Origin of the sequence: Pseudomonas aphyarum, assembly GCF_028657055.1 — a bacterium.
Classification (GTDB): domain Bacteria; phylum Pseudomonadota; class Gammaproteobacteria; order Pseudomonadales; family Pseudomonadaceae; genus Aquipseudomonas; species Aquipseudomonas aphyarum.
The window spans coordinates 131,285-155,353 of the sequence record NZ_JAMDGS010000019.1; the positions used below are offsets into that span (position 1 = coordinate 131,285).

At 61.4% G+C, this 24,069-nt stretch carries 14 protein-coding genes; 7 read left to right on the forward strand and 7 right to left on the reverse strand.

What is annotated here, in order from left to right:
- Positions 1-65: 65 nt before the first annotated feature.
- The 3 genes from M5G18_RS27320 to M5G18_RS27330 all read left to right on the forward strand — a co-directional run bounded on the left by M5G18_RS27320 (position 66) and on the right by M5G18_RS27330 (position 7,231).
- On the forward strand, positions 66-1,793 hold the full coding sequence (locus M5G18_RS27320; protein ID WP_273900258.1) for a ShlB/FhaC/HecB family hemolysin secretion/activation protein: 1,728 nt from the start codon (positions 66-68) through the stop codon (positions 1,791-1,793).
- A gap of 94 nt (positions 1,794-1,887) precedes the next feature.
- Positions 1,888-6,357, forward strand: a complete 4,470-nt coding sequence (locus M5G18_RS27325; RefSeq protein WP_273900257.1) for a hemagglutinin repeat-containing protein — start codon at positions 1,888-1,890, stop codon at positions 6,355-6,357.
- Positions 6,358-6,502: 145 nt separating this feature from the next.
- On the forward strand, positions 6,503-7,231 hold the full coding sequence (locus tag M5G18_RS27330) for a class II aldolase and adducin N-terminal domain-containing protein (protein WP_273900256.1): 729 nt from the start codon (positions 6,503-6,505) through the stop codon (positions 7,229-7,231).
- Between the two features lie 177 nt (positions 7,232-7,408).
- Here M5G18_RS27330 and M5G18_RS27335 read toward each other — a convergent pair whose 3' ends face one another.
- From M5G18_RS27335 to M5G18_RS27345, 3 genes are read right to left on the reverse strand one after another with little or no spacing between them, the layout of a single operon-like run.
- Positions 7,409-8,440 carry a GlxA family transcriptional regulator gene (locus M5G18_RS27335; RefSeq protein ID WP_273900255.1) on the reverse strand — a complete coding sequence of 344 codons (1,032 nt, stop codon included), beginning with the start codon at positions 8,438-8,440 and terminating at the stop codon, positions 7,409-7,411.
- 13 nt (positions 8,441-8,453) lie between these two features.
- The gene (locus M5G18_RS27340; protein ID WP_273900254.1) at positions 8,454-10,115 is read right to left on the reverse strand and encodes a choline dehydrogenase; all 1,662 of its coding nucleotides are present in this window, start codon (positions 10,113-10,115) and stop codon (positions 8,454-8,456) included.
- Between the two features lie 39 nt (positions 10,116-10,154).
- On the reverse strand, positions 10,155-11,324 hold the full coding sequence (locus M5G18_RS27345) for an aromatic ring-hydroxylating oxygenase subunit alpha (RefSeq protein WP_273900253.1): 1,170 nt from the start codon (positions 11,322-11,324) through the stop codon (positions 10,155-10,157).
- A gap of 180 nt (positions 11,325-11,504) precedes the next feature.
- Here M5G18_RS27345 and M5G18_RS27350 point away from each other — a divergent pair, with 180 nt between their 5' ends.
- From M5G18_RS27350 to M5G18_RS27365, 4 genes are all read left to right on the forward strand, one after another.
- The gene (locus M5G18_RS27350; RefSeq protein ID WP_273900252.1) at positions 11,505-12,218 is read left to right on the forward strand and encodes a class I SAM-dependent methyltransferase; all 714 of its coding nucleotides are present in this window, start codon (positions 11,505-11,507) and stop codon (positions 12,216-12,218) included.
- A gap of 110 nt (positions 12,219-12,328) precedes the next feature.
- Complete coding sequence (locus M5G18_RS27355; RefSeq protein WP_273900251.1) at positions 12,329-12,829, forward strand: sigma-70 family RNA polymerase sigma factor; 501 nt, start codon at positions 12,329-12,331, stop codon at positions 12,827-12,829.
- A gap of 40 nt (positions 12,830-12,869) precedes the next feature.
- Positions 12,870-13,853, forward strand: coding sequence for a FecR family protein (locus tag M5G18_RS27360; protein ID WP_273900250.1), 984 nt, complete (start codon positions 12,870-12,872; stop codon positions 13,851-13,853).
- Between the two features lie 98 nt (positions 13,854-13,951).
- Positions 13,952-16,375, forward strand: coding sequence for a TonB-dependent siderophore receptor (locus M5G18_RS27365; RefSeq protein WP_273900249.1), 2,424 nt, complete (start codon positions 13,952-13,954; stop codon positions 16,373-16,375).
- 44 nt (positions 16,376-16,419) lie between these two features.
- Here M5G18_RS27365 and M5G18_RS27370 read toward each other — a convergent pair whose 3' ends face one another.
- The 4 genes from M5G18_RS27370 to tssI all read right to left on the reverse strand — a co-directional run.
- Positions 16,420-17,571 carry an MFS transporter gene (locus M5G18_RS27370; protein ID WP_273900248.1) on the reverse strand — a complete coding sequence of 384 codons (1,152 nt, stop codon included), beginning with the start codon at positions 17,569-17,571 and terminating at the stop codon, positions 16,420-16,422.
- Positions 17,572-17,681: 110 nt separating this feature from the next.
- A complete protein-coding gene (locus M5G18_RS27375) occupies positions 17,682-18,560 on the reverse strand; it encodes a hypothetical protein (RefSeq protein ID WP_273900247.1) in 879 nt (292 codons plus the stop codon).
- Positions 18,561-18,784: 224 nt separating this feature from the next.
- A complete protein-coding gene (locus M5G18_RS27380) occupies positions 18,785-22,030 on the reverse strand; it encodes a phospholipase D-like domain-containing protein (RefSeq protein WP_273900246.1) in 3,246 nt (1,081 codons plus the stop codon).
- Positions 22,031-22,032: 2 nt separating this feature from the next.
- Positions 22,033-24,069: type VI secretion system tip protein TssI/VgrG (tssI, locus tag M5G18_RS27385; protein ID WP_273900245.1), on the reverse strand; the 2,037-nt coding region annotated here is incomplete at its 5' end.

A 24,069-nucleotide genomic window follows, 5' to 3' on the forward strand; every position in this document is an offset into this window, starting at 1 on the left:
GAAGGCTCTGACTATCACCGCTATTGATGGGGTGGCATTAAGCCAGTTGATTGCAAGGATGTTGAGTGCCGTATTCGCTTCGCGCTGTTTCTCGTAGTCGTTCCCTGCCTCGCCCGCTGTTGTCGGCCTTGTTGTTGAGTGTGTGTGCGCCCAGCGTTCTCGCCGCCGAAGCTCCAGCCCCTGGCCAGGAAGTGCTGCGCCAGCAACAACTGCAACAGCGCGATCTGCAACAACTGCAACTCGAACAGCGCAAGCGCCAACTGGAGCGCGGCGCGTTCGGCCCGGCGCCGGCCAATCCCGCCATTCCTGAATCGATCAAACCCGACGAACGCTGCTGGCCCTTGAGCGGTACGCGCATCGGCGGCGTCACGCTGATCGACAAAGACAAACTCAACGCCCGGATCAAGCCGCTGCTGGCGCCGTGCATGGGCGTCGGCCAGATCAACCATCTGCTGGCGACCATCACCGCGCTGTACGTGGAGAAGGGCTACATCGCCAGTCGGCCGTACCTGAGCAGCGCGCCGGCAGCGGGGCAATCGCTGGATATCCTGATCGACGAAGGTTACATCGAGTCCATCGAACTGGCGGACCAAAGCCTGCCAGTGTCACTCGGCGGGGCGTTCCCCGGCATGCTCGGCAAGCCGCTGAACCTGCGGGATCTGGAGCAGGGGCTGGATCAGTTGAACCGTCTGCGCTCAGTCGATTTGACCGCCGACATCGCTCCCGGCAGCCAGCCCGGTGCTTCAAAAATCATCCTGCGTTCGCGTACCTCCGGGCAGTCGCGCTGGAGCTTGGGCCTGGGCGTGGACAACCTCGGCAGCGCCAGCACCGGCCGGGATCGCGACACGCTGAGCCTGACCCTCGACAGTCCGCTCGAACTCAACGACCTGCTGAGCCTCAGCGCCAGCGACACCCTCAATCAGGGCGACCGCTACAGTCGCAACGCCAGCCTCTATTACGCGATTCCCTACGGTTACTGGACGTTCAGCACCTTCGCCAGCCACGCCGAATACCGCGCGCCGTTCAAGCTCAGCACGCTGACCTTTCACAGCACCGGCATCACCGATCAGCTCAGCCTGCGCGCCGACCGCGTGTTGTGGCGCGACCAGAGCCATCAGCTCAGCGCCAACCTGCAACTGGCGCACAAGGACGTCGACAGCTATCTGGAAAACGTCCGCCTCGGCATCCAGAGCCCGACCCTGACCGTGGCCGAGGCCGGGCTCAATCTGTTCTGGCTCGACCGCGCGGTGTGGAACCTCGACGTGAATTACGCCCAGGGTTTAAGCGGGTTCGGTGCCGACGACGATGCCGATCGCCAGGTCAAAAACCTGCCCAAGGCGCAGTTTCGCAAGTACCGCGCCGGCCTCAGCCAATGGCGCAACGGCCAGCTCGGCGCACAAGCCTGGCAATGGCAGAGCCAACTCAATTTGCAGTACAGCCCGGATCCGCTGCCAGCCATCGAACAGTTGCTCGGCACCGACGATTCCGCTGTGCGCGGTTACCGTGTCACCAGCGCGTCCGGCGCCAGTGGCGCGATCTGGCGCAACACCCTGCGCCTGCCGCTGCGCACCGATTTGCCGGTGCAGCTCACCCCGCGTATTGGCCTCGACCACGGCTGGATCAAGGCCGATCACGGCGCTCCGGTTCAACGCCTGAGCGGCGCCAGCATCGGCCTCAATCTGGGCTGGAAAAACCTGCAAGTGGACGTCGATTACCAACGCAGCCTGAACACCCCGACCGGCCTGCACCGCGAGCCTGAAACCTGGCTGATGCGGGTCGGAGTACAGATATGAACGTCAGTGAACAACAGCCATCGGACCTGAGCGCGACAGCCGTGGCCTTCAACTCAACGCGCGACGTGATGCCGCACTACATGGAGAGTTTTTTATGCCAATGAATACCTTTGCGTTTCATCTTTCCCCACGGGGCAAACTGCGCTGGGCCATCGCCAGCCTGTTCCTGGTCGCTCACCTGCCGGGCGCCATGGCCGGCGGTGTGGTGGTCGCGCCCGGCCCCGGCGGCACCGCGCAACTGCAAACCCAGGGCGGCGTCCCGATCGTCAATATCGTTGCGCCTAACGGCTCGGGCCTGTCGCACAACCAGTTCCTCGACTACAACGTCGACCGTCAGGGCCTGGTGCTGAACAACGCCCTTCAGGCCGGACAATCGCAGCTCGCCGGGCAACTGGCGGCCAACCCGCAATTGCAGGGCCAGGCCGCGAGCGTGATCCTCAACGAAGTGATCAGCCGCAATCCGACGGCCATCAACGGCGCCCAGGAAATCTTCGGTCGCGCCGCCGACTACGTGCTCGCCAACCCGAACGGCATTTCGGTGAATGGCGGCAGTTTCATCAACACGCCGAACGCCAATCTGGTGGTCGGCCGTCCCGAGCTGAACGACGGCAAGCTGCAAGCGCTGAGCACCCGCGACGCCACCGGCCAGTTGCAGATCCAGGGCGGCGGGCTGCGCAACGGCGAAGGCTCGATCAACCTGATCGCGCCGCGCATCGACAGCCAGGGTGCGATTACTGCGCGCGATCAACTGAACCTCACCGTCGGGCGCAATCAGATCGACTACGCCAGCGGCCAGGTGAAAACCGTGGATCCGGCAGGCAACACCACCGATCAACGGATCGACGCCAGCCTGTTCGGCGCGATGCAGGCCGGACGCATCAACATTGTCAGCACCGCTGAAGGCGCAGGCGTGAAAGTGGGCGCGGTGCAAGTCGCCGGGCGCGACGGTGTACAGATTCGTTCGGCGGGCGACTTGAGCGTCAGCGGTCAGGCGATTCCGGACAGCCTCGACGTGACCCGCGCCGGCATTCGCAGCAGCCAGGGTGACGTCGGCCTGCACAGCGGCAAGGACCTGACGCTGGCCGCCACCGATGTCAGTGGTCGTGACGTGAAGGTCGAGGCCAAACGCAATCTGACCCTGACCACCGTCGAAAGCCGCAAGCTCCAGGAGCAGCGCGAGAACTGGAACAACAGCACCATCGGCATCACTTGGGAAACTTACGAGCGCACCAAGACCGACAGCGATTCGCGCCAGCACGGCAGCCAGATCGTCGCCAGCCGCGACGTGCAACTTTCGTCCGGCAAAGACACCGAACTGAAAGCCGCCAAGGTCGACGCGAAGAACAACCTCAGCGTGCAAAGCGGCGGCGACCTGCGCCTGACCGCCGCCACTGAAAGCCACACCCAGACCGATCAGGGCAAGCACCGCAAACACCTGTGGAAAGCCGACTGGGACAGCAGCAGCGAAGAACAGCGCAGCATCACCAGCCAGCTGAAGGCCGGCAACATTGCCCTGCAAACCGCCGCACTGTTGCGCTCCGAAGGCGCTGAATTGAACAGCGCCGGCGATCTGCAACTGGCCGGCAAGCAAGTGGAAATCACCACCGCGACCCGCACCCATCGCAGCAGCGACAACCGCTATTCCGGTGATCTGGTTGGCGGCGGTTTCTTCGGCAAGACCGGCGACGCCGACAAGGGCCAGACCCAGCATCAGGGCAGCAAGGTCAACGCGGCCGGCAAACTGGTGGTCAAGGCTGACGACGTGCGCATCAGCGGCAGCCAGGTGCGCGGCGGCAAAGACGCCAGCGTGATCACCGACAACGGTTCGCTGACCATCGACGGCGTGCAGGACACCTCGCACAGCAACAACCACGACAAGGACAGCAAGTTCTTCGGCATCACCAAGGACGAGTCCCGGCAGAACAGCAAGGACAGCACCACGGTGCGCAGCGAGCTGGTGTCGGACAGTAACCTCAAGCTGAAAAGCGCCAAGGACATCGAAGTCGCCGGTTCCACGGTCAAGGCCGGTGGTTCGCTGACGGCGGAGGCGGCGGGTGATGTGAATGTGCATTCGACGCAGAACACCCACGACAGCAGCAACAGCACGCAGACCCGTGGTTTCGACGCCTACGCCAAGGAGCAATCGGCGGAGCAGTATCGCGCCGGCGTGCATTACGAAGACAAGGCGCAAACCGTCACCGCCAACGACGTCACCCAACAGGGTTCCAGCCTCAGCGGCGGCACTGTGCAGGTGAAGGCGGGCGGCGACGTGACGCTCAAGGGCGCTGAGGTGAAATCCACCGCCGGCGACACCAGCCTGAGCGGCAAGAACGTCTCGTTGCTGGCCGAGCAGGACAGCCACAGCACCTCGACCGAAACCCGCAGCACCGGCGGCGGTTTCTACTACACCGGCGGCCTCGACCGCGCGGGCAGCGGCGTGGACTTCTCGCACAGCACTTCGCAGGACACCACCGCTAAAACCACCGCGCAAACCACCGGCGTGCAGAGCAACGGCAGCCTGAACATCAACGCTGACAAACTCGCCACCGAAGGTGCGCAACTCAAGTCCGGCAACGGTCTGAACGTCGCCGCCAACGAAGTCGACAACCGTGCCGCCAGCAACACCGAAGGCAGCACTCACAGCGAGAGCAACTGGTCGGCGGACATCGGCGCCAACGTCGAGTACAAAGATATCGCCCGGCCGATTGCCGGCGCGGTGAAAGACGTGCTCGACGGCAAGGTGCCAGACAAGGATGCACTGACCAATCTCGGTCAGCCGAACGTCGGTATCGACGTGGCAATCGGTCATGCCAGCGCCGATAAAACCGAGCAGACCAGCAGCGCTGTGGTCAGCCGGTTCGACGGCAAGACCGTGGACGTGAAGGTCGGCGGCACGCTGCGCGACCAGGGCACCCAGTACAACGCCAGCGCCGGCAAAGTGAACATCAGCGCCGAAAAACTGGTGGCCGATGCGGCGAACAACACCCACAGCAGCACCGAAAAATCGGTGGATGCCAAGGTCGATGTGCGCGTCTACACCAAGACCGGTGAAGACGTGAACGTGGCCGGCAGCGGCGCGGGTGGCAGCAGCCAGTCGAGCAAAAACAACTCCACGGCGGTGGTCGGTGGTTACGCTGGCAATCAGGGTGTGAGCATCAATGTCGGCGGCGATGCCCGGTTCGAAGGCAGCCGCTTCGACGGCGGGCAGGGCGGTGTCAGCGTCAAGACCGGTGGTGACCTGGCCCTCAATCAAGCCAACGACCGTCAGAGAAGCGACAGCTCCAGCCTGCGCGGCAACGGCTCGCTGACCGTCGGCACCTTGCCGGGCACCGACGGCACCAACGTCGATCTCGGCGCCGGGTTCCAGCTCGATCACAAAGGCAACCAGACCACCGACACCCAGGCGCATGTCGCCAGTATCAGCGGCAACGGCCCGGTGCAACTGAGCAGCGGCGGCAATCAGGTTCAACAAGGCACGAAGATCGACAGCGCTGGCGCCATCGACCTGAAGGCCGACGGTAAGCTTGACCTGCAAGCGGCCACCGATTCGCACGTCGCCACCGGCAGCAATCTCGGTGGCGGCCTGAAGGCCGGCGGCAGCAAGACCAGCAGCGAGAAGAGCCGCGATCAGGGCGGCAATCTCAGCGGCAACTTCAACATCGGTCGGGTCAACGAGAACACCCAGACCCTCAGCGGTGGTCAGCTCAACAGCCAGACCGGCATCGCGTTGAGCGGCGATTCGGTGCACCTGCAAGGCACTCAGGTCAGCGCGCCAAACGTCAGCATCGACGCGCAGAAGGGCGGTTTCGTTCAGGAGTCTGCGCAGTCCACCGACAGCCGCAACAACTGGAACGTAGCGTTGAACGCCGGCGGCAATCTGAGCAAAAGCACACCGACCGCCGCCGATGAAAAAGTCAGCAGCGATCACGGCTTCAATGCCGGGGCCAAAGTCGGCGTGGACTACCTGCAAGGCACCACCCAGCAGAACAGCCAGATCAAGGCTGACACGGTGGTGTTGAACAGTGGCGGTGATGCGAGCCTGAACGGTGCGCGGATCGATGCGCGCAATGTCAGCGGCAACGTGGCGGGTGATCTGTCGGTCGAAAGCCGTCAGGACTCCAGCACTCACGCCAAGGTGGATGTGGATCTGGGCCTGACCGCCAAGAAGACCCCGGCCGACGACAAGGGCAAACTGGCTGGCACCGACTACAAACCAACGCTGAAAGTCGACGGCGAATACGCGCACAAGGACAGTGTGAAACAGGCGTCCGGCATCAACGCTGGTCAGGGTGTGAACCTCACTGTCGGCGGCGCTACGCAGCTGACTGGTGCGCGGATTTCCGCCACCGAAGGCAAGGTCGATCTGGGTGGTTCGAAGGTCAGCAGCAGCGATCTGAGCAACCTCGACTACGGCGTAAAAGCCGGCCTGGACCTGCCACACAAAACCGAAGAAAACGCACCGAAGGTTTCCCTTGAAAACGGCAACCTGAAAGTCGGGCCGGTGACCCTGAGCGGTCATCTGGACAGTCAGCCCCTGCAAGCGGGGATCGACGAAAAAGGTTGATTCACCGTCAGTGAAACCGGCGGGAGCGAGCCAGCTCGCTCCCGTTTCTGATGGATGCCCCGCTCAAAACGGCAGCCACTGTCGTTTCCCGTCAAGTCGATGAAAACACGCGCTCTACACTCGGATGAAACCGGGAGGCCGCGCCATGCACGACAACGTCCAACACCTGAGAATCCAGCTGGCCTGCGCCCTGCGCTGGGCCGCGCGCTTGAACCTGCACGAATCCATCGCCAATCACTTCAGCGTGGCCACTTCAGCGGATGGTCGCGAGTTTCTGATCAACCCTTACGGCAAACATTTTTCGCGGATCCGCGCCAGTGATCTGCTGCTTCTCAATGCTGACGATCCGTCCAGTCTCGACCGCCCGGATGCTCCGGACATCACCGCGTGGGCCTTGCACAGCGCCTTGCACCGCAACCAGCCCCAGGCCCGTTGCATCCTGCACACCCACAGCAAATACGCGACGACGCTGGCCTGCCTGAAGGACTCGCGGCTGCCACCGATCGAGCAGAACAGCATGCGGTTTTTCGAGCGGGTGGCGATTGATGACGGCTTTGACGGCATGGGTCTTGGGGAAGAGGCGGAGCGGGTGAGCAGGCTGCTCGGTGACAAGCCGATCCTGCTGATGGGCAATCACGGCTTGCTGGTCGCGGCGCCGAGCGTGGCTCAGGCATTTGATGATCTGTATTACTTCGAGCGGGCGTGCGAGGTGTACATCACCGCACTGGCGACCGGGCGGGAATTGCGGGTCGCGAGCGATGAAGTGGCGCGCAAGACTTGCCGGCAATGGCTGGATTATCCGGGGTTCGCCGACAAGCATTTCAACGCATTGATGGGCATTCTTGATGAGGAGGAGCCGCAGTATCTGCGGTGACTTCAGCCCCTTAGCCCTCACCCTAACCCTCTCCCAAAGGGAGAGGGGACTGACCGAGGTGTATCAGGCTATACGTCGACCTGAGACATCGAGTCGATTATGGATTCAATACAACTCGATCACGTCGGTGAGTTTCTCCAATTTTCCCCAATCAGTTCCCTCTCCTGAGGGAGAGGGCTAGGGTGAGGGGGCTTTTTTGCTCAACGGCTGGCGCATCACCGGAGCGCTCCACGCCTGACGCCGATCCTCGCTCGGCGGGCAGCCAAACCGCGCGCGGTAAGTGCGGGAGAAATGCTCCAGCGAGCCAAACCCTGAACACGCCGCCACCTGGGCCACGCTCATCTGCGTCTGTTGCAACAGGTTGTGCGCCCGGGCCAGGCGCAGGGTGATGTAGTACTTGAGCGGCGAGAGCCCGGTCTGATGTTTGAACTGGCGTTCGAGCTGTCGCCGCGACAGGCCGACTTCGCTGGCAATCGCCTCGCAGTCCAGCGGTTCTTCCAGAGCCTTTTCCATCAACTGCACGGCGCGGCGGATCTTGTTGCCGTACATCCCGCTGTTGCCCAGACCGCCGTCGAGCTGATTGTCCGCCGGCGCGCGCATCTGGCCCATCAACAAGTGCAGGCCGATTTCCCGGGCCAGATCAGGATCGATGCGCTGGCCGATCCAGCCCAGCAGCATGTCGAGAATGGTGGTCGCGCCGGCGCAGGTCAGGCGCTGGCGTTCGAGAGTGTAAAGCTGCGGTCGGGCGCAAACCTTGGGGTAGCTTTCCTGAAAACCCTGCAGGTTGTCCCAATGCACCGCCGCCTCGTAGCCGTCGAGCACGCCGGCGGCGGCCAGCAGTTCGGTGCCGGTTTCCACGCCGATCAATACCGCGCCAAACAGCGCCTGCTTGCGCAGCCAACTCTTGAGCGCCGGATTGCGGCTGTGTTGATGCACCTCGAAACTGGCCAGCACCACGCAGGCGTCGAAGGCCTGCTCGCTGTTCAAGCCGTCCTCGGCGATGCTCGCCAGACCGTTGCTGGCCGTCACCGGGCCCGGCTGCAATGACAGCAACGTCCACTCGAACAGCGTGCGCTGGCTCAGCCAGTTGGCGATGGCCAGCGGTTCCAGTACCGCCGCCAGACCGAAATTGGAAAACGCCGGCAGCAACAGCACCGCCACTCGCAGCGGTTCTTGATTGCGCGGTACAGCTTCAGCGGATCGGGTCATCGCCATCTCTGCTTTATCGTTGTTCGGTCTGCCAGTGCGGGTTGATCCACACCGGTACATCGAGGGCTGGCAACGGCGCGAGGTTGCGGATCAGGTCGCTGGCCTTTTCCGCGATCATCACCGTCGGTGCGTTGGTGTTGCCGCTGACGATCACCGGCATGATCGACGCGTCCACCACCCGCAAGCCGTCGAGGCCATGCACTCGCAGTTGCGGATCGACCACCGCTTCAGGGTCGCCCGCCGGGCCCATTTTGCAGGTGCCGCTGGCATGGTAGCCGGTTTCCGTGACTTGCCGCGCCCAGGCGTCGAGTTCGGCGTCGGTCTGCACCGAACGGCCCGGCACCAGTTCTTCGCCCTTGAACGGCGCCATTGCCGGCTGCTCGATGATTTCCCGCACCAGCCGTGCGCCGGCGCGCATGTCGGCGCGATCCTGCGCGGTCTTCAGGTAGTTGAACAGAATCCTTGGCGGCCGCCGGGGTTCGGCACTGTGCAGGGTCACGCTGCCGAGGCTGGTGGGGCGCATCAGGTCGATGTGGATCTGGAACGCATGAGTCGGCACCAGCTCGACGCTGCCCGGTTGCACGGCCAACGGCATGAAGGTCAGTTGCAGATCCGGGTGTTCGACGCCGGCCCGGGAGCGCAGGAACGCGCCGGCCTCGAAATGATTGCTCGCCGCCAGGCCATCGTGGCGCACGAACCAGCGCGCGCCGACCCACCATTTGCCTGGCGCGGTGGTCCAGCGATACAGCGACACCGGTTGCTTGCAGCGAAATTGCACCACGGCATCCGGGTGATCGTTGAGGCGTTTACCGACGCCGGGCAGGTCGTGAATCACGCTGATTCCGAGGTCGCGCAATTCCGCCGCCGGGCCCACGCCCGAGAGCAACAGCAACTGCGGGGAGTTGATCGCCCCGGCGGTCAGCAACACTTCCCGACGGGCGCGGACGGTGTTCGTTTCGCCGTTCTGTTCATAGTCAATTCCGACGGCTCGCCGACCCTCGAACAGGATGCGCAACACCAGCGCATCGGTGACCACGCGCACGTTGCCCCGAGCCAGCGCTTCGCTGAGATAGCCGCGTGAAGTGCTCCAGCGCCGACCGTTGCGCGTGGTGCGATCCACCGGGCCGAAGGCTTCCTGACGATAACCGTTCAAGTCCTCGCTGACGCCATAACCGGCCTCGGCCCCGGCCGCGATGAACGCCGCGCACAACGGTGTTTCGACATCGCCGGGAGTGACGTGCAAATGGCCGCCGCCGCCGCGATAGTCATCGCCACCGCTGGCGTGAGTCTGCGCTCGCTTGAAGTACGGCAGCACTTCACGATAGCTCCAGCCGGTGCAGCCCTGTTCGGCCCAGCCGTCGTAATCCCGGGCATGGCCACGGATGTAGACCATGCCGTTGATCGACGATGAACCACCGAGGGTTCGGCCTCTCGGCGTGCCGATTCGGCGGCCGTCGAGATACGGCTCGGGCTCCGACTGATAGCTCCAGTTATAGCGCGACCCGCCCACCACAAGGCCCACGGCGGACGGCATGTCGATCGTCCAGCTCTTGTCCTCGGGCCCGGCCTCCAGCAGCAGGATGCGCACGTTCGGGTCTTCGCTCAGGCGATTGGCCAACACGCAACCGGCCGAGCCGGCGCCCACGATCAGGTAATCAAACCCGGTGTCGTCCATGGTTTGCTCCGTTCTGACAAATGACGAGGGAAGGGCGGATCAGTCCACGCAATGGCCGTGAATACCGTTGAACACCAGGCGATGAAAGTGATGCACCAGATGCTCGCTTTCATTGCTGCGCTGGGCGTCGATCATGTAGCGACCCTGGTCGTAGCCGAGCGAGCGCAGGCCTTTTTGCACCGAGATGTTCAGGGCGATGTCTTCGGGGCCGAGGTCTTCGTTCATCCACTTCATGCACGCGGTGCTGACGGCAGCGGTTTCGGGGTTGCTGGAGTAGTAACCGAAGCGCAGCAACGAGCGTTCGGCATCCAGCGGAATCATGATGAACGAGCCGAGAAACTCGGAGAACGGGAAGGTGTAGAAGGTGTTGTTCGGCCACAGGCCGATGTTGAAAAAGCATTCCTGCGGGTTCAGCTCGCTTTTCAGCGGCACGCCATAGGCCTCGGTCGCCGACAGATTGGCCGGTGCGGCGTAGGTCCACCAGTTGTCGCGTTTGATCAACTGGTAACCCTTGAAATCAATCAGCCGGGCGAGGTCGATGTGGCACGGGCCCGACAGTTTGAAGTGATAGCCTTCGATGGAATTATCCATGATCACTTTCCAGTTGGCCGGCACGATCACGTCCTGTTCCTCGATCAGGCGCATGTCCGCCAGATCCGGAAACACCCGGCGCATTTCCTCGTCGGCGCCGGGGAACAGATCTCGCAGCGACGGTGCATTCGGGTCGAGGTTGAAGTAGATGAAACCGCCAAGTTCTTCGGTGCGCACCTGTGGAATGTTGAACTGCGCCAGCTCGAAATTCTTCATCCGCTCGCAACGCGGCGCACCGCGCAGGCTGCCGTCCATCTCGTAACACCACGAGTGGTAGGCGCAGCGAACCACGCCGCCTGTGGTGCCACGGCGTTCTTCGAGCAAGCGATTGCCGCGATGCTGGCAGACGTTGTGAAAACCATGGATCTGCCCCTGCCGATTCTTCGCCACCACCACGCTCTGGTCGAACAGATCGGTGACCACAAACTGCCCCGGCTCGGCGAACTCACTGACATGCCCGGCGACATGCCAGGCCTTCATGAAAATGTTGTCGCGCTCGGCACGGAACAGGCTGTCGTCGTAGAAATAACGCGAGGGCAGGGTGAAGGCCTGCTCCGGATCCTGCTGATCCCAGGCGTCGACCGGGCTGTGCTGCTTGCGGGTCTGGAAACTGTGCATGAGGCGATCTCCACGGCGTGTTGTTGTGGGATCTAATCTAGGGCGCAGCGCAGGTGTGGGGTTGATGGATTGCGACCAGTTGATGGGTGGAATGATCAATCTCAGGCTGTACCGGGGAGGTCTTGACAGCCCTGCGATAATGAAACTTCACCGTGATCATGATGCAGAGGAAGGTTTTCCATGGACAATCAAGCACTCAAGGCCCTGTTCGACCAGCAATCCGCTGTCTATGACAAACAGTGGAGCGGCATGGCGCCCCTTCGTGATGCCCTGTATCTGCTGCTGGATTCAGTGTTCGCGGGCCTGCCGGAGAATGCCCGGATACTCTGCGTCGGCGTGGGCACCGGTGTGGAAATGGCCCATCTGGCGCAGCAGTTTCCCGGCTGGCAGTTCACCGCAGTCGACCCTTCGGGTGCCATGCTCGACGTGTGCCGTCAGCGAGCGACAGAGGGCGGTTTTCTCTCCCGTTGCCGGTTTCACGAAGGCTACCTCGATACACTGACGGATGAATCCGGTTACGACGGCGCGACCTGTTTTCTTGTGTCGCAGTTTTTGCTCGATCCTCAGGTTCGTATCGACTTTTTCCGTGAGATTGCTCGTCGTCTGCTGCCGGGCGGGGTTCTGGCGAATGCTGATCTGGCCTCTGACACCGAATCACCGGCCTATGAAGCATTGCTGCGTCACTGGATGACGCTGATGGCATCGGCGCAGGTGCCTGCGGAAATGCTCGAGCGAGCGCGGTTGGCCTATTCCCGGGATGTGGCGATTCTGCCAGCGCCGCAGATCGCCAGTCTGATCGAGTCGGCCGGGTTCGAGACGCCGGTCCAGTTCTTTCAGGCGGGTTTGATGCACGGGTGGTTCTGCTCGCGCAAGGTAGAGATTGCCGCGGGTTAGAGCACTGGAATTATTGGGGAAAAACAGTTTGGTCGGCATTCCCGAGGAATCCATTGCTTCGGCTTAATAGGAAGCATTACTATTCACGCCCCTTTCCTCAGCACGCCGCAATGATCCCCATGCTGCCCCGCAGACCCGGCTTTCTCGAGCATTACGAAGAGTTGATCGGCACCTGGACCCGTCGCCTGCGCAATCGCGCGCAGGCCGAGGATCTTGCGCACGACACCTTTGTGCGGGTGCTCGAATCCGATTCGTCGGCGGTGCAGCAACCCCGGGCGTATTTGCACCAGACCGCGCGCAACATTGCGGTGGACGGCTATCGGCGTGAGGACCGGCGGGGCGCCATGGAGTCGGAGGCGATCGATCTCAGTGAGTCGCCGACCGGCGATCCGGAGCATTACATGCATGCGATCCAGCTGGCCGATTCCATCGAACGCGCGCTCACGGAGCTTCCCGTCAACTGCCGACGGATTTTCGTCTGGCAGAAGATCGAAGGCCTGACCCAGGCGGAAATCGCTGAACGCCTGGGCTTGTCCAAGAACATGGTGGAAAAGTATATGATCCGCACCCTGCGGCATCTGCGTGATCGCCTGGACGGGGCGCAATCATGAGCCGCGGCGTCTTTTCATCCCCAGCCAAACAGGACATTCCATGATGGATACTCGTGATTGCGCGTGCGGGCAAACAACGGTGCGCGATGACGCGGCACGCTGGTTTGTGCGTTTGCAGGAGCCGGCCGTCAGTGCCGACGAACAGCAGCGCTTCGACGCGTGGCTGAACGAACATCCCCAGCACCGTGACGAATTCCAGTTGCTGCAGGGCTTGTGGACGGCGGCGGATCTGCTGCCGGCGCCACGGCTTAAAGCTTTGTGCGAAACCCCGCCGGCGCGGCGCGAACGCCGTCCGTTATTGCGTTATGCCGTGGCGGCCAGCGTGGTCGCGGTGGCGCTTGGGCTCGGTCTGTTCAGTGGCTTGAATCATCCGGCGGGTTACAGCGCCGAATTCGCCACCGCGCTGGGCGAGCGCAAGCATGTCGCGTTGCCGGACGGTTCGGTGATCGACCTCAACAGCCGCAGCCGTCTGCAGGTGCGTTTCGAGAAGGATCGACGGCTCATCGAGCTGACTGAAGGCGAAGCGATGTTCAGCGTCGAGCACGACACTTCTCGCCCGTTCGTGGTCGAGGCCGGCAGCGGCAAGGTCACGGTGACTGGCACCCGTTTCGATGTGCGCCGCGATGTGACGCAGACTCGGGTCGCGGTGGAGCAGGGCACGGTCAAAGTGCAGGGCCGTGATGCGACCGATGCCGATTTCATCAGCCTCACTGCCGGCCTCGGCACACGGATCGATGCCCAGGGCAAAGTGGCGCCGGCCTATGCGGTCAACCCGGCGGAACTGACGGCCTGGCGCAGCGGCAAACTGGTGTTCAACAACGCCAGCCTCAGCGAAGTTGCCGAGGAAGTGTCGCGTTATCGCGACAAGCCGCTGAAAGTCGCCAACCCGGCGGTGGCCAATTTGCGTCTGACCAGCGTGTTCAAGTCCGACAACACCGATGCCTTGCTCAAGGCCTTGCCGAGCATCCTTCCGGTGGCCGTGCGCACCCTTGCCGACGGCAGCCAGGAAATAATTTCAAAATAAAATTCAGGTTTTTTTCGAGTTCGTCGTCTTCCTGTTCAACTGCAACTGGTTTGCATTAACAGCCGCACACTCTTGCGATCCACAGGACTCCGTTCGACGTGAAAAACTCCACCGCCAAAAACAAAAAATCCCCTTGGTTGCCGCTGGCGCTTGCGCTGGCGGTCAACGCCGCCGTGCCGATGGCCTTCGCCGCCGAAGCCATTCACATCCGCGCACAACCGCTGGGCCAGGCCCTGAGCGAACTGGGTCAGCAAACTTCATTGCAGGTGTTTTTCAGCCCGGACCTGGTCGCCGGCAAACAGGCACCGGCGGTGGACGGCAATCTTTCTCCGGAACAGGCCTTGCGCCAATTGCTGCAAGGCAGCGGTCTGGATTATCAGATCAATGAAGGTTCGGTGACCTTGTCCCCAGCCCCGACTTCCGCCGCCAACGGCCCGCTGGAACTGGGCGTGACCGACATCAAAGTGGTCGGCGACTGGCTCGGCGACGCCAACGCCGCCGTGGTGCAGAACCACCCCGGCGCGCGCACGGTGATCCGCCGCGAAGCGATGGTCGAGCAGGGCGCGATGAACGTCGGCGACGTGCTGCGACGCGTACCGGGCGTGCAGGTGCAGGAAGCCAACGGCACCGGCGGCAGCGATATTTCGCTGAACGTCGGCGTACGGGGTTTGACGTCGCGCCTGTCGCCACGCTCCACCGTATTGATCGACGGCGTGCCGGCCGCGTTTGCCCCGTATGGCCAGCCGCAACTGTCGATGGCGCCGATCTCTTCCGGCAACCTCGACAGCATCGATGTGGTTCGTGGTGCCGGCTCCGTGCGTTACGGGCCGCAGAACGTCGGCGGCGTGATCAACTTCGTGACCCGCGCGATCCCGGAAAAAACCACCGGTGAAATCGGCACGACCCTGGAAACCTCGCAGCACGGTGGCTGGAAACACATCGACACCGCGTTCCTCGGCGGCACGGCCGACAACGGCATCGGCATGGCGCTGTTGTACTCGGGCGTGAACGGCAACGGTTACCGCGAGCGCAACAACGGCAACGACATCGACGACGTGATCCTCAAGACCCACTGGGCGCCGACCGATCAGGACGATTTCAGCCTCAACTTCCACTACTACGACGCCAGCGCAGACATGCCCGGCGGCCTGACGCAAAAGCAGTACGACGACAAACCGTTCCAGTCCGACCGCGACTACGACGGCTTCAGCGGCCGCCGCAAGGACGTGTCGTTCAAGTGGATCCGGCAGATCGACGAGCGCACCCAGGCGGAAGTGCTGACCTACTATTCCGACAGCTTTCGCGGCAGCACCATTGCCGCCCGCGATCAGAAAACCCTCAGCTCGTTTCCGCGTTCTTACTACACGCTGGGCATCGAGCCGCGTGTTTCGCGTGTATTTGACGTCGGCCCGACCACTCAGGAAGTCAGCGTCGGTTACCGTTATTTGAAAGAGGCGATGCACGAGCAATCGAGTCGCCTGGCGCTGGTCAACAACGAGCCGGTGGTCACCAAGACCTCCGATGGTCATGTGTTCCAGGATCGCACCGGCGGCACCGAGGCCAACTCGGTCTACATCGACAACAAGATCGACGTCGGCAACTGGACCGTGACCCCGGGCATTCGCTTCGAACACATCAGCACCGACTGGCATGATCGCGCCGTGCTCGACACCGCTGGCAAACGCGTGCCGGAGAAAAACCGCAGCATCGAAAGCAACGAGCCGCTGCCGGCCCTGAGCGTGATGTACCACCTGTCCGATGCGTGGAAGCTGTTCGCCAACTACGAGACGTCGTTCGGCAGCCTGCAATACTTCCAGCTCGGCCAGGGCGGCTCGGGTGACCAGACCGCCAATGGCCTGGAACCGGAGAAAGCCAAGACCTACGAAATCGGCACGCGCTACAACGATGACGTGTGGGGCGGTGAAGTGACGCTGTTCTACATCGACTTTGATGACGAACTGCAATACATCAGCAACGAGGTGGGCTGGACCAACCTCGGTGCGACCAAGCACCAGGGCATCGAAGCTTCGGTGCATTACGACATGGCGGCGCTCGATCCACGCCTCGACGGCCTGACCGCCAACGCCGGTTTCACTTACACCCGCGCGACCTATGAAGGCGAGATCCCCGGCTTCAAGGGCCGCGATCTGCCGTTCTACTCGCGTCAGGTGGCGACCGTCGGCCTGCGTTACGACATCAACCGCTGGACCTACAACATCGACGGTTTCGCCCAGTCCAAACAGCGCTCGCCGGGCACCGGTGTAAATGCTGACGGCAGCTTCAACGGCAACTACATCACCGAAGGCACGGCGGACGGGCAGTACGGCGACATTCCGGGCTACGTGACCTGGAACGTGCGCGGCGGCTATGACTTCGGTTCGCAGCTGTCGAACCTGAAGCTCGGCGCCGGTGTGAAAAACATCTTCGACAAGCAGTACTTCACCCGCTCCAGCGACAACAACTCGGGGATCTACGTGGGCACGCCACGGACGTTCTTCGTGCAGGCCAGCGTCGGTTTCTGATCTGCACTGATTGTTCCCGCGTCTCGACGTGGGAACGATCCAGCTCAGACCTTCAGCGCTTTCCCGCCAATCGCCACCGCCACCAGCAACGTCGCCATCAACCCGAAGGCAAAACTCAAACTGCTGGCGTGGGCGACAAACCCGATCACCGCCGGTCCCGCCAGAATCCCTGCATAACCCAGCGTGGTGATTGCCGGCACGGCGATGGCTTCCGGCATCACCGTCTGCTTGCCCACCGCCGTGTACAGCACCGGCACGATGTTCGAACAGCCGGCACCGACCAGCGCATAACCGAGCAGCGCGGCTTGCCAGCTCGGAGCGAAGGTCGCCAGAAACAACCCCGCCGCCGCCAGCAAACCGCCAAACAGAATGATCCGGGTCGCACCCAATGCGCGGACGATCCGGTCACCGGTCAGCCGGCCGGCCGTCATGGTCAATGCGAACGCTGCGTAACCCAGCCCTGCATAGGCGGTGTCGATCCCGCGTTCCTGCGCCAGGAACACCGCGCTCCAGTCCAGCGCCGCGCCTTCGGTGAGGAACACGATGAAGCACATGCCGCCGATGAACAGCACAATCCCGTGGGGCACCGCGAATGCCGGGCCCGAACTTTCACTGCCGTAAGGCAACATGTGCGGCACCGCCTTGAACAGCGCCGCGATCAGCACCACGACCACCACCATCATCGCCGCCAGTGGCGACAACCCGAGACCGAGCAGGGCGCTCACGCCCGCTGCGCCGACGATCCCGCCGAGGCTGAACAGGCCGTGAAACCCCGACATCATGTTCTTGCCGCTGGCCCGCTCGACGATCACCGCTTGCAGGTTCACCGTCGAATCCACCGTGCCCAGTCCGGCACCGAACATGAACAACGTGGCGATCAGCGCCGGAATCGACGACACCGTCGCCAGCAACGGCAACGCTGCGCAGATCAGCAACGTGCCGCCGGTGGCCACCTTTCGGCAGCCAAACCGCGTGGCCAGAATCCCCGCCAGCGGCATCGCCAGAATCGAGCCAACGCCCAGGCACAGCAACAACAACCCCAACGTGCCTTCATCGAGCCCGGCCCGCGCCTTGGCGTACGGCACCAACGGCGCCCACGCGGCGATGCCGAGCCCGGCAATGAAAAAAGCGATGCGCGTGGACATCTGTTGCAGACGTCCGGGTGCAAGGGGCGGCGGGGTGTTGATGGCAGTCATGAAACGTCCTTGGTCTTGCGGTCAATGGCGTGATGCAGGGCAACATCGTTGCACATCAGTCCATGGGCCGCGACCTTGAGTTCCCGATTCGGCTGATCGGTGACAGCGTTTCACTGCTCGCGAATGCTTTGCGTCAACTTCAAAAAGCGCGGTACGACCGCCTCGGGCGGTGGCACCAGATCTTTCAGGCCGTCGGTGCCTTTCTGGAAAGTGAACATCTGCGCTGCGATCAGCGGGCTCGCCAGACCGCCAACATGGGCGATGGCGAACCAGGCGCGATCCTGTTCGGTGGTTTCCGGACGAGGGTCAAGACGCCAGCCTTCGAGGGTGGTCATGCGATCGCCGATGTAGAACTTCTCCATGATCTTCGACTTTTTCCAGATTTCGGCGTCGTAGCCGGGGCGGTAGTCGGTGTCGTAGGTGCCACGGGTTGGTTTGGTCGGATCGTTTTGCGAGGCATTGATCAAACTCATGATCACGTTCGGAGTGCTGGTAAAGCGCAGGCTGTTCTTGACACTGAAACCGGTTTTGCCGTCGTCATGGATAAAGCCGTAAGGCATACAGACGCCGGGGCCTTCGGGTACTTCATAGAGGTCGCGGGCTTCGAAGCGCGCGGCAAGGTCCTTGATCCGTTGTGCGGAGTTTTCGGCGGGTTTGTTCATGTTGAAGTAGAACACCCGGTTGTTGCGCCAGAGCAGGAATTCGTAGGGCGTTTCCTTGCTGCCCAGAACGTGGGAATCGGGGATGCCCAGGTCGTGTTCATAGGTTTTGGTCTGTCGTATCTGGTCTTCCAGTTTGGTGATTTCGTTTTCGTGGTTTTTGACGATGTCGGCGCTGTATTTCATTCGCTTGATCGTTTCCAGCAGACGCTTGTTGGTTTTGAGATCGTCCTGAAGGATTTTCTTATAGGCTTCGGTTTCGTGAATGATTGCGTTCCGTTGTCGATCAAAGTTTTCGCGTGTAGTGACATCGCTGACTCTGATCGTCATTTCGTCATAGTTGTAGCTGACGTAGTCCCCAACAGCGTGAACGTTCTTCGAAAAAACATGGCCTCCGGCTGATGCAATCTTGCTGCGTTCAACCGCGAAGGTTGCCCATTCAAATGATTCTGGCGACTCGAATCTGGTGCGTCCCAGGCATTCGTTGAAGGCGGGCTCAGCAAGGGCTGATTGGTTGCATAGCAGCAGGCTGGCAAAAGAGAAGATGATTCGTTTCATGAACTGTGCTCATTTCGATGGGACGTCTCGCTCACACTTGCGATTTGCACGTCGTTCTTTTTGTCTTGGGTGTGAGCAATGATTGTCAGGTTCAAGCCCGAGTCATTGTTTTCGCCCTTGGTCCAGTAAATGGGTAGAGCAGTGATAAACCCTTCAACCCCGATAGGTGCTGGATATGTCTTTACACCAGCCAAGGTTTTACTTTCCCAAAAGCCTTGCTCATGGGGCAGTGGATCTGAAATCTGACCACCAAGATTCAAATCGCGAGTTGAGCGGTAGGTCCAGGTAGGCCATATGGGGGCTGGAAAACCGTTCTTGAATTTGCTGGCAGTGGACGATTCGATCACTTGTGAGCGATTGAAATTCCGGGGAATGAAATTGAATGACTTTTCATAGGCCTTCGAATTGTTAGTGGCTTGCTCCTGAATTTTCTTCCACGTGTTTTCTGACGCAGGCTCATCCAGCAAGTCTTTCAAACCTGTATAAGCTGGCACAGAGCCTTTTTTGGTCTGGCTCATTCCGAAATGCTTTTTCCACAGGTCTTTACGTAGCTGATTGATGGTTTTTCCAACTTTTTGAGTGTGTTTTCCGTCCAGTTTTGCGTCAGTTGATTCACTGTCCCGGATAATTACCGCCAGCTCAGAATCGCGCGTACCGCACTGGCTGCGGTCGTTGATATTGGCGCTGCCCAGAATCGCCACCCTGTCGTCCGCAATCAACAGTTTGCTGTGTACATAAATCTGCTCCGTGACGACTCTATCATCGAGGGTATCCCAGGTCCGAAGGTTCAGCAGGGTCAAATATTTCGACCAGTCCTGCTGCGAGTAGACTGGCTCCTCGTTAATGTCCAATCGCTCAATAATCTTCCCGGCCTCTTCCTTGCTCGCCCCGCGATCCATCATGTCCTTCATCGCCATGTGCCGTTGAATGCGTTTGACCAGACTCTGTTCGCCAAACACCAGACTTTGCATGGTCAGGTGAACCTGGTGCATGAGGTTCAGCACATTCAGCGCGCCTTCCGGGTGCACCGGCAAAATCAGGTACACGTGGAACGGACGGTTTTCGGCAATCGCCCGGCCGATGCGGTCGGCCAGCGCCTTGCCGATGGTGTTGGTGAGTTTCTGTTCTTTCCCCAGTTTCTGCGTCAGCCAGCCCTGTGCGTTGGTCTGCCAGATCGTGAGGAAACTTTTGAGAAAGGTGCGGGCCTCTTCGCCGGGTTCCTTGCTGATGGCGTTGACTTCTTTCCAGTCGATCTGGGTGAAGTCCTGGTCTTCCATTGCTTCACGCAGTTTGATCCGGGCGACGAAATTCTCGTTCAAGGTGGACGGGTCGCGCAGGCTGGCCATCGGGCCGGACAGCGGCCGGCCTTCCGCCAGTTCGGCCTCGTCACCGAAGTCGGTCTGGAAAAACTGGTTCTCGATGTAGATGAAGTGCTGGGCACTGGAAATGGTCTGCAGCATGGCGCGCAGGCAGTTGTCCTGGACGCCGCCCACGTTGAAACCCTCGGGCAGCGGCAGGTTGACCTTGGCCAGGTTTCGCCCCTTGGCTTCCTGAGTGGTCATCGCGGCTGAAGCGCTGCGCAACACTTGCACGCTGACCCCGCCTTGCGCGGTCTGTGGCGGTGTCGGCAGGGTCGGTGCCTGATCGATCCAGACCGGTTTGGGCATGGGCAGCTTCAGGTTGATCTGATTGTTGAGATCCAGGTGATGGGGCAGGCCGGCGTCCCTGACCAGGGTATTGACCCACTCCATCAGGGCGACGATGACCGTGGTTTTTTCCAGGCTCTTGATCTCGGCGATGTAAGCCTGTTGGCCGTTCCAGCGGTCGATGAAGTTGCGCGACAGGTCATACACCGACGGCCCTTCGATGCGGCTATGAACGTCCTGCCACGGCATGCGCGGCTGGTCCTTGTCCAGCCGGCTGTAATCTGCCGAAGCCAGTGGCTGCGGTTGGTGTTTGAGATATTCGAAGGGCTCCCGGTGATTGGCCACGCGGTCTTGCAGCAATGCGTAAAAATGCCCGAGCAATGAAGTGGTCAATTGGCCGATGTTGTTCAGCCAGCCCATTTTCTCTGCGGGCATGGCGTCGTAACCCTTGTCGCAGAACATCGCGACAAGGCGGCCGAGATCGGTCGAGTTCGTCCAGTTGTTGATCAGCTCGTAACTCTTCAGACGCAGCGAAGCCTGCAAATTGCCGGCACTGGTTTCGACTTCGCGAATCCACACTTGAGCCTGGCCCTTGAGCGGTTCGGCAAGCGGCAGGCGCGTCCAGTTGTGTTTGATCAGCGCGGTGATATTGCGGATGGCCGCGTCGGTCAGATACTCCCTGGGCCTGGCCAAAGGATCGATGGAGGACACGGACTCCTTCAGACTTTTACCGGCCTTCATTGCCCGGTCCAGAACGGGTAGTGGAGGACTTGCGAAGAAGTTCTGAATCGCCGCGATGGCGTTGATCACGCTGGCGCGACGGGGCAACGCCAGTTTGACGTTGGTGTTTTCTGTGCCGATGGTCGTTTCGGCCAGCGGTTTGGACAGGTCGAACAGCGTGCCCAGCAGCAGGCCGGCTCGACTGACGTGCTTGTTCATGTCCATCCAGCCCAGGTGCGGAATCCCCGGGTTATACGCATCGTTACCCTGACGGTCGACGGCGCTGAGGCTGAAGTTGTTGTCATCCCGACGACCGTAGGCCAGGTCGATACCGCCGACATAGCCGATCTTGTTGTCGATCACCACGCACTTTTGGTGATGGGAAAATGTCGAGCCCAGACCCTTCATGTCGCTTTGCTGGATGGCCGGGGTGCAGAAGGCGCGCGGCACTTTCAGGCCGGCGTTGAGCTGGAAAACCGCGAGCATGGTTTCGAAGTCATGAGTGCCGACGCTTGCCGCCGGGCTCAGCCACGGCATGACAAACACTTTCAGTGTCGGGTGCGCCTGGAGGGAGTTGTACAAGCACTCCCACAAGGTCTGCTTGCCGTCCAGGGTCACATCGTAGTTGACCTGCCAGCCAGTGATGAAAATCGAGGTTTCGGCCTTGGCGATTTTCTTGGCCAGATCCTTGTAGTAATCCTCGCCGGTGGTGAAAAAAAGTACCTGGTTGCCACTGCGCTTTGGCGCGAAGGCGGACTTGTCCTGTATGAAAAAGTCCGGCGCGTTGACGGCGGGCAGCGCTTTGCCGGCGGCCGTGTTGATCTGGCTGACTTCCTTGTGGCGAACGCCGTTGTAGGGGGTAGCGGAATCCGTCATGGTCATTCGTCCGTGCTGTGCAGGCGGCTGTACAAGTCGCCGTCGGTGAGCAAGTCCTGCTTGCTGCGTTCGTTGCTGGCGGTGTTGATGGTGCGGTGGTGGGTGCTGTCATGAAAGTCGAGGGCGGCGAGAGCGAAGCGCTCCTTGTCCGCATCCGCCGGTTCGTCATGCAGGGCCACGGGCACGCGTTGCCCCGGATAGCACAGCCACAACGGGCCGGCTTCGGCATAAGCTTTTGAGAGTTTCAGGCGTTGCGGTTCGTCGATATTGACGCGTCCGTTCTCGTCGGTCTGACCTTCGAGCAACGGTTCATCCACGCCGTCCTGGACGATCTGCCACAGGGTGTGGGCCAGCGGGAAACCTTCATCGCCGGGCACATCGGTCAGGGTAATGTCGAAGAAGTATTCCCGTGGCTCGTGTTTGGTCGGCAATACGCCCGGTTGTGCGGGCGCCATGAGATTGCCGGCCTTGGCTGACGGTGCGGGGATTGGCAACAGCGGCATGAGGATCGCAATCCCGGAACCCGTTCCCGCCGAACCACCTGCGTTGATCTTCACCACAGGCCCGACCACCGTGACGCCGCCGCCATCGAGTTTGATGAAGCTGCCGCCCGCCTGGAGGGTCAGTTCGCTGCCGGCCTCGATGACCATTTTGTTCCCGGCCTTGAGGTGGATTTCCTTGCCAGCGCTGGTCAACTGAGCGGTGCCGAGTTTGATGTGCTGGTCCTGGTTAACGGTCAGGTGATCGCTGGCTTTCACTTCCACTTTGCGGTCGGAAATCGTGGTGCGGTGCTCTTCAGCCTTGAGCTCGGTGTAGGTGTTCTTCACCACCGTGTCGTGACGTTCATTGCCGACCCGAATCTTCTGATCGTGCTCAACGTTTTCATCCCAGTCGCGCTGGGCGTGGATGAAGATTTGTTCGGCGCCTTTTTTGTCTTCGATGCGCAGCTCGTTGTAGCCACCGCCGCCCGGGGAGCTGAGGGTTTTGAAGACGCTGCGGGTTTTGTTCGCCGGCAGGGCGTACGGCACCGGGTTTTCCTTGTGGTACAAGCAGCCGGTGACGAGGGGCTGGTCGGGGTCGCCTTCGAGAAAGGTGACGAGGACTTCCATGCCGATGCGCGGGATGGAGATGGCGCCGTAGCGGTCGCCGGCCCAGGAGCTGGAGACGCGCAGCCAGCAGCTGGTTTTGTCGTCGGCCTGGCCTTCGCGGTCCCAGTGGAATTGCACCTTGATGCGGCCGTACTGGTCGCAGTGGATTTCTTCACCTTTGGGGCCGGTGACCATGGCGGTCTGGCTGCCGAGCACGCGGGGTTTCGGGTGCTCCAGCGCGGGGCGGTAGAACACGTCCCACGGGGTGGCGAGGAAGGTGTTGCGGTAGCCCTGGTGGAAGTCGTCCTTGTTGTCGGTGGTGTCGCTGGTCACCGACTCTTCGAGGACTTGCGGCTGTTTGCCTTCGTGGAAAATTTCGGTGAGCAGCCACAGGTCGTTCCACTCGCTGCGCGGGTGGTCGGACATTTCCATGAAGTGGCCGCTGACCAGTTTCGTCTGGTCGCCGCGACCTTCGGCCTGGCGATAGTCGGCGCGATGGCGTTCGAGGGCGCGCTGGCTGAGGAACTTGCCGCGCGCGCGGTCGATGAAGCGGCCGGGGTAGTCGTAGTCTTCGAGATCCGGTTCAGTGCTCTCGCCGTCCGGTTTGTAGGCCGCTTCCATTTGCAGGCGTGGTTTTTCGAAGTCGTAGTCACGGCGAGTGGTGCGGCTGGTGCGGGTTTCCAGACGCAGCTTGAAGCCTTTGATCACCGGTTCTTCGGCGACCATGCCGCTGCCCTGCACATACGCGGTCGGTTGGCCGAGGTTCGGGAACACGGTCTGGTCATCGCCGAACACCAGCAGGTGGCCTTTCTTGCTGTGCTGGAAGTGGTAGTGAATGCCTTCTTCTTCGCACAGACGCTGGACGAAGTGCAGGTCGGTTTCGTCGTACTGCACGCAGTAGTCGCGATCCGGGCACGGCTGGCTCAACTGGAAGCTGTAGGCGTTGCCCTT

Excerpts from the sequence above, each read along its gene's own strand:
- M5G18_RS27325 (WP_273900257.1), top strand. The coding sequence starts at position 1,888 with ATGCCAATGAATACCTTTGCGTTTCATCTTTCCCCACGGGGCAAACTG.
- M5G18_RS27345 (WP_273900253.1), bottom strand. The coding sequence starts at position 11,324 with ATGCACAGTTTCCAGACCCGCAAGCAGCACAGCCCGGTCGACGCCTGG.
- M5G18_RS27335 (WP_273900255.1), bottom strand. The coding sequence starts at position 8,440 with ATGACCCGATCCGCTGAAGCTGTACCGCGCAATCAAGAACCGCTGCGA.
- M5G18_RS27340 (WP_273900254.1), bottom strand. The coding sequence starts at position 10,115 with ATGGACGACACCGGGTTTGATTACCTGATCGTGGGCGCCGGCTCGGCC.
- M5G18_RS27350 (WP_273900252.1), top strand. The coding sequence starts at position 11,505 with ATGGACAATCAAGCACTCAAGGCCCTGTTCGACCAGCAATCCGCTGTC.
- M5G18_RS27375 (WP_273900247.1), bottom strand. The coding sequence starts at position 18,560 with ATGACGATCAGAGTCAGCGATGTCACTACACGCGAAAACTTTGATCGA.
- M5G18_RS27380 (WP_273900246.1), bottom strand. The coding sequence starts at position 22,030 with ATGACGGATTCCGCTACCCCCTACAACGGCGTTCGCCACAAGGAAGTC.
- M5G18_RS27370 (WP_273900248.1), bottom strand. The coding sequence starts at position 17,571 with ATGACTGCCATCAACACCCCGCCGCCCCTTGCACCCGGACGTCTGCAA.
- M5G18_RS27330 (WP_273900256.1), top strand. The coding sequence starts at position 6,503 with ATGCACGACAACGTCCAACACCTGAGAATCCAGCTGGCCTGCGCCCTG.
- M5G18_RS27360 (WP_273900250.1), top strand. The coding sequence starts at position 12,870 with ATGATGGATACTCGTGATTGCGCGTGCGGGCAAACAACGGTGCGCGAT.
- M5G18_RS27355 (WP_273900251.1), top strand. The coding sequence starts at position 12,329 with ATGATCCCCATGCTGCCCCGCAGACCCGGCTTTCTCGAGCATTACGAA.